The 6018-nt window shown below is 31.9% G+C and carries 4 protein-coding genes and 1 pseudogene; 3 read left to right on the forward strand and 2 right to left on the reverse strand.

Annotation, left to right across the window (positions count from 1 at the left end; all coding sequences use genetic code 11):
- Positions 1-855 precede the first annotated feature (855 nt).
- Together CKF59_RS02865 and tehB are read left to right on the forward strand one after the other, a co-directional pair.
- Positions 856-1608 (forward strand): hypothetical protein, encoded by a 753-nt coding sequence (locus tag CKF59_RS02865; protein ID WP_119534479.1) that lies wholly within the window; start codon positions 856-858, stop codon positions 1606-1608.
- A gap of 415 nt (positions 1609-2023) precedes the next feature.
- Positions 2024-2893, forward strand: coding sequence for an SAM-dependent methyltransferase TehB (gene tehB, locus CKF59_RS02870; protein ID WP_119534480.1), 870 nt, complete (start codon positions 2024-2026; stop codon positions 2891-2893).
- Positions 2894-3267: 374 nt separating this feature from the next.
- Here tehB and CKF59_RS02875 read toward each other — a convergent pair whose 3' ends face one another.
- Positions 3268-3855 carry a gluconokinase gene (locus CKF59_RS02875; RefSeq protein WP_119534481.1) on the reverse strand — a complete coding sequence of 196 codons (588 nt, stop codon included), beginning with the start codon at positions 3853-3855 and terminating at the stop codon, positions 3268-3270.
- A gap of 560 nt (positions 3856-4415) precedes the next feature.
- Here CKF59_RS02875 and CKF59_RS02880 point away from each other — a divergent pair.
- Positions 4416-5762: a GntP family permease gene (locus tag CKF59_RS02880; protein ID WP_119534482.1), complete on the forward strand. Its 1347-nt coding sequence runs from the start codon at positions 4416-4418 to the stop codon at positions 5760-5762.
- A gap of 73 nt (positions 5763-5835) precedes the next feature.
- Here CKF59_RS02880 and CKF59_RS07870 read toward each other — a convergent pair.
- Positions 5836-6018 (reverse strand): annotated as a pseudogene (locus tag CKF59_RS07870) (restriction endonuclease subunit S); the annotation flags it as partial.

A 6018-nucleotide genomic window follows, 5' to 3' on the forward strand; every position in this document is an offset into this window, starting at 1 on the left:
TTGTCATTGTTATGCTCAAGAATAAAAATAATTTAGAGAAATTAAGATTTTATATTCGGAATTATTTTTAAATTGATATTTTGAGGTATAACAACAAAAAAGAGTAGTTCTAAATGTATGTAAAATAATTTATGACAAAGAATCTCTTTGTAGGTATCGCTAATTATAGTTAGTTAGCTAGAAGATAACTGCAAAGAAATATATCACTTTAGTAAGTGTATAAATTCTAAGAATAAATTATTAATTTAGAGTAAGTCTCCAATTCCTTATTATATAATTTAGTTTGTAAAAAATATACTTTATTTAATCTTAATAATCATATAGTTGTTATAAATTTGTTTTAAAATAAGAGATCACTAAATTAAATGTCCAATATGTACGGTCAGTTGCAAAAATAATGTCCAAATAGATAGATCAGTTTGCTTGAGAAATGATTTAGAAAGGAAGTTTATTACGGCAGAAAAAATTTATTGTGACAGAAGTAATTGAGTTAATTTAGGACAAAGAAATAGTTCTGATATGACAAAAAAATAGTTCTGAACGAAAATTTTTGTCTCCTTAAAGAGCGAATTTAGATTCTGCAAGTAAGTTTTGTGGTGTAGGGGTATATGCTGAGTTGTAAGATTTTAGTTCTGAATGCTAAAACCTAAATTGTAGGTAAATAAAATTTGAGATAACTTTAAGGGATCATCTCAACTCAAACTCACTATATAAAAATAAAAGTTGAGAGAAGTAAAGTTGAAGCTTCAATTGATAAACTTCAAGCGATGATCAACAAAAACTTGAAAGCTAAGAATCCAAAGCTATCTTTTGATATACTAAGAGCCGAATTTTAGAACTAACAACATTTGACATATGAAACAAACAACAAGTAAACCATTTTTTATTTGGTCTGCACTAATTTTTATTGTTGGGATGGGATCTTTGCTTGCTTGGTCACAAAGTTTTCAGGCTTTTTCAGGACAAAGTTGGCATTTGTTTTTCCTTGCCATTGCTAATGTAGAGTATGCGACTTTATGGCAAACGATTTTCCTTGGCTTTCTTTGTGGATTTATCCCCTTAGCTATTACTGTTTGCACTTTATATTTTCGTCGTAAAACCAGTAAACCAAGATTTTTCTTTGCGGTAATAAATTTAATTCTTCTTGCTTTAGCGGGCTGGTTAATTTTTGTCTTAACACAAAGTAGTGATAAGGTTTTTCTTGGTGAAAGTGAACTAAAACAATACTTTGCTTATAGTTACCCTTTAATTAGTTTATTTGCTTTAGCTTGGAGTTCGTTTTATCTTGCTCCTCTTTATGGTAAAGAGAGTTTATTTAACTTACCTAAAGGTAAATTTATTGGCTATTTGCTCTTAGGAGTAGTAGCAAGTGTTATAAGTGTAGGTGTAGGACTTTCAGTACAGCAAGAGTTAAGTTTATCTCTGTTTACTGATCCAGCTTTACGCTATACCGTATCTCTTTATGCTTATGCTGGAGCTATAGGTGGGGCAATCTTTTTCTTAGTGGCAGTGGCTCTGATTAAGTTTATGCAAGCTTCTACTGCTTATGAAGAAAGAATTGCTCGAGAAGAGTTAGAACTCATGCAAGATTCATCTCATAAAAATTAATAGCTTACAAAGCCAGCAATTGCTGGCTTTTGTCGTAAAGAGAGAACTAAGTAAGCTGATGTCAAACCTTGTAAAAAAGTAACAAAGTAGCAAAAGCAAAAGAGAAGCAAATTAGTAAGTCTACAAGTGATTAGCTATCAAAAATCAGCGAATGATTAAACGTAAAAATCAGTAAATGATTAAATATAAAAGGTAGTAAATGACCTACATAAAAAGCAGTAAAATTAGTAAATCTTTATTAAGAAAAGAATAACTTTGATGTTAAAATTTTAAGATCTAACTTATATTTACCTTACTTGGTCAGATTTATAATAGTCTATTGAGAATTTATGAGTTTGTTTAGGACTAGATAATTGTTAATAACTCTAGTTATTGACACTTTCTAATGATTAATGTTTTCTAATAGGGAGAAGTAATGAAAACTGAAGATTTAGTGGTATATAAAGAAATGCCAGTTTGGCATAAAGATACAATACCAGCAATGTTTCTTGAAATGCACAACACCAAAGAAGAAACCTATGCAGGTTTAAAGATCTTACAAGGAGAATTAAAATTTACCTATCTTAATGAATCAGGGGATGAAGTTTCTTCGGTGGATTTAAAGCCTAATGACAAAGAATATATTATTTCTCCTCAACAGTGGCATAAAGTAGCACCTTTAACTGACGATCTTGAATTTCAATTAAAGTTTCTTTGTCGCAAACAAATGTATCCTGCAAAAAAATATAATCTCAGTCCAGCTCATTCTGAGGTAGTAAAAGCTCTAGAAGTAGTAAAACCTGGAAAAGTTTTAGATTTAGGTTGTGGTGGGGGACGTAATTCTGTTTATTTAGCTTTGAATGGATTTACTATTGATGCGGTTGATCGTAATCAAGAATCTTTAGAGTTTTTAAAGCGTATTACCAAGCAAGAAAACTTTCCAATTACTATCAAAGAATATGATATTAATAGTGCAAGCATTAATAGCAACTATGACTTTATAGTTTCAACGGTAGTGTTAATGTTCTGTGAGCGTCAAGCAATACCTCAAATTATTGCGAATATGCAAGAGCATACTAATCCAGGTGGTTATAATTTAATAGTTGCAGCTATGTCAACTGCTGATTATCCTTGTTCTATGCCTTTTCCTTTTACCTTTAGTGAGGGGGAATTAAAAGATTACTATCAAGGATGGGAGTTTATTGAGTACAATGAAAATTTAGGACATCTGCATAAATTAGATGCTCAAGGGAATCGGATTCAATTAAAATTTGCAACTATGCTTGCTCGTAAACCTCAAGGATAAGAGGCTAAGTTTAGTAAATAATTTGCTAAGTTCGCCGAGAACTCTGTGCTATACTAATATAACATTGATACATAATGGCGTATTACTTATAAATCACCTCCTATTTCTATAAGTAATACGCTATTTTTTTGTGTTTATTTTTTATATTGGAATTTACCCTAGTGATATGAATCCTAAAAGTTATATTATGGGATTATGATCTAGGTAAGATCAAACATTAGCGGATATGTTTTAAAAAGCAAAAGAGATTTTAATGCTTTTATACTCCTCTTTGTAAAAAATCGGTATGAACCAAAAAATAGTAAATTGCAAAATCTCAATAGTATAAAAGCATGATAAGTTAAACGAGAAGCTAAACGAGAAGCTAAATTAGATCATGCTTCGGTTGGCGGAATATCTGCATCTTCACTTTGAGGATTAGTAACCTTAGTGATATCGAGGCGAGTAGGGGTTAACCATGTTTGCATTATGACAACACATTCACGAATTACATCAGGTAAGCTTTTATTTACTTCTACTTCAATGACATCTGTTTCTTGAGATGTTGCTTCTAAAGTATCAAATTGACTTTTGAGCATATTGGCTTTCATAAAGTGTCCGGCTCTTTGTTTGAGTCTTTCTAAGATTAAGTCAAACTCTCCATGTAAATGAATAAATTTTACTTGAGGATTTCCTTGACGTATTTGATCTCGGTATTGTTTTTTTAGAGCCGAGCAAACAATAATTCCACTTTCATGTTTATTGTTTAATGAATAAACTGCATCACCAATTCTCTCAAGCCAAGGAGCACGATCTTGATCATTAAGTGGCTGACCTGAAGCCATTTTTTGGATATTAGCACGAGGGTGGAGGTCATCTCCATCAATAAACTTAATATCTAGAGTTTGAGCAACAGCTTTCCCTACTGAACTCTTTCCTGTACTTGAAACTCCCATTAAGATAACAACTTGATTGTTTGTCATGTTTTGATCCTATCTCAATTTTACATCTATTAAAATCCATTTTATTAAATCTAAAGAAACTTATTTGACGAGTTCTTTAAAGAATTTCCCGATAAAAAATTTAAATTAAATTTTGGTCATGTGTTAATTTTGAAGATTTTTAACTATGCTATCTCTGTTATGTATTTATTAGTGTTGATTATTTTTGATCATAATTGCCAAAGATAGCGAGCAAAAAAGATAATTTTTTGTTGGGTACTTTTAGTTAAGTTATTTTCGCTATTTTAGCTGAGTAGTACTAAACCACTGAGTGAAAATGAAAATAAAGAGTTAAAAATCAAGTGCTTAGTTTAATTTTAATCCTCATGGTTTAGGGTAATTCTTTTAACTCTTTTTTCATTATATACCCGAGCAAAAAATTGAAACAAGAGAAAAATTAGGAAATTTTGAGATTTGTGATCTAAATCACAGAACCGAATATTTTAACTGCAAAGAGCAAAAATATGGAGCAAAATATTAAGAGATTTTTTTAATTTTTGTATCAGTGTTAATAAGATCTTTTATAGATTAAGGATTTGTCTATGCTCATTGCAATTATGGTAATGGCAATCTTGGTTTTATTATTTTTAATAATTAAACTAAGAGTACATCCATTTGTAGCCTTAACAATAGTAAGTTTATTTACTGCTTTAGCTGCCGGTATTACGGTTGATAAAATTATTCCTACAATGTTGAGTGGCTTTGGTTCAACTTTAGCTTCAGTGGCTTTATTAGTTGGTTTGGGAGCGATGATTGGACGGTTATTGGAAGTTTCGGGAGGAGCAAGAGTTCTTTCTGATACCCTTGTAGATAAGTTTGGAGAAAAGAGAGCGGGATTTGCGATAGGGATAGCTTCACTGCTTTTTGGTTTTCCAATTTTCTTTGATGCTGGGGTAGTAGTAATGCTTCCAATCATCTTTAGTTTAGCTAAACGTTTAGGTGGTTCGGTGCTTTATTATGTATTCCCATCGGTAGGGGCTTTTGCGGTAATGCATGCTTTTTTACCACCACATCCAGGTCCAGTAGTATCTGCGGATTTATTAGGAGCTAATGTGGGCTTATTAGTATTAGTGGGTACGGTTTGTGCTTTACCTACTTGGTACTTTGCTTCTTATCTTTATAGTTTATGGATAGGTAAACGAGTGTATGTAGCTTTACCAAAAGCTTTTGTTAATGCAGTTGTTGGGCAAGAGCAAGAGAATACTACTCCACCATCATTTGCTCGAGTTATCTTTATTTTAGTGTTACCAATATTCTTAATTATGTTAGAGACTATTAGTAATACTTTACTCGTAACCAAAGTGATTGAAGACTCAACTTTTGTTGAAACTCTACGTTTAATTGGAAAAACGCCAATAGCTCTGTTAATCACTTTAATCTGTGCTTTAATTCTACTTAAACAAGACCGTACTTTAAATGAGCTAGAACAAATTTGTGAAAAAGCTTTAGGACCAATTTGTTCGGTAATTATTGTTACGGGTGCGGGAGGAATGTTCGGAGGAGTGCTTCGTGCTTCAGGAATTGGACAAGAACTTTCAGCAATGTTTGCCCATACTGGAATGCCAATTATTGTGGCTGCCTTTATAATTGCCACTGTAATAAGAGTTGCTCAAGGATCTGCAACTGTAGCTTTAACTACAGCAGCTGCTTTAGTAGCTCCAATGGTACAAGCAACGACAGGTTTAAGTGAATTGGATTTATGTTTTATTGTAATCGCTATAGCTTCAGGAGCAACAGTGCTTTCGCATGTGAATGATTCAGGATTCTGGCTCATGAGTCGTTTCCTTGAAATGGATACTAAGACTACATTAAAAACATGGACGGTTCTTGAGACCTTAATTGGTGTAGTTGGATTTATAATTGCGTTTATTGGTTATTTAATTTTTTAATACGAATAGAGTAGAGCCTAGCTGGAAAAGCTAGACTCTATTTAATTTGAGAAAAGTTTTTGAATAGAAAGAACTATACAAACATTTTTTGTAACAGAGATTGTTTTTGTAATTTTAGATTAGCGATGTATCTTTCTTGGACCTTAATTAATTTATCAATATCATCTATTAGCTTTGATAACTTCTCTTGCTCTTGAAGTTCTGTCGGATAAGTGATTGGAATCGTAACCATCACATTATTCATTAATTTTGGAAT

The organism is Psittacicella gerlachiana (assembly GCF_003585965.1).
Lineage (GTDB): Bacteria > Pseudomonadota > Gammaproteobacteria > Enterobacterales > Psittacicellaceae > Psittacicella > Psittacicella gerlachiana.

Excerpts from the sequence above, each read along its gene's own strand:
- tehB (WP_119534480.1), top strand. The coding sequence starts at position 2,024 with ATGAAAACTGAAGATTTAGTGGTATATAAAGAAATGCCAGTTTGGCAT.
- CKF59_RS02880 (WP_119534482.1), top strand. The coding sequence starts at position 4,416 with ATGCTCATTGCAATTATGGTAATGGCAATCTTGGTTTTATTATTTTTA.
- CKF59_RS02875 (WP_119534481.1), bottom strand. The coding sequence starts at position 3,855 with ATGACAAACAATCAAGTTGTTATCTTAATGGGAGTTTCAAGTACAGGA.
- CKF59_RS02865 (WP_119534479.1), top strand. The coding sequence starts at position 856 with ATGAAACAAACAACAAGTAAACCATTTTTTATTTGGTCTGCACTAATT.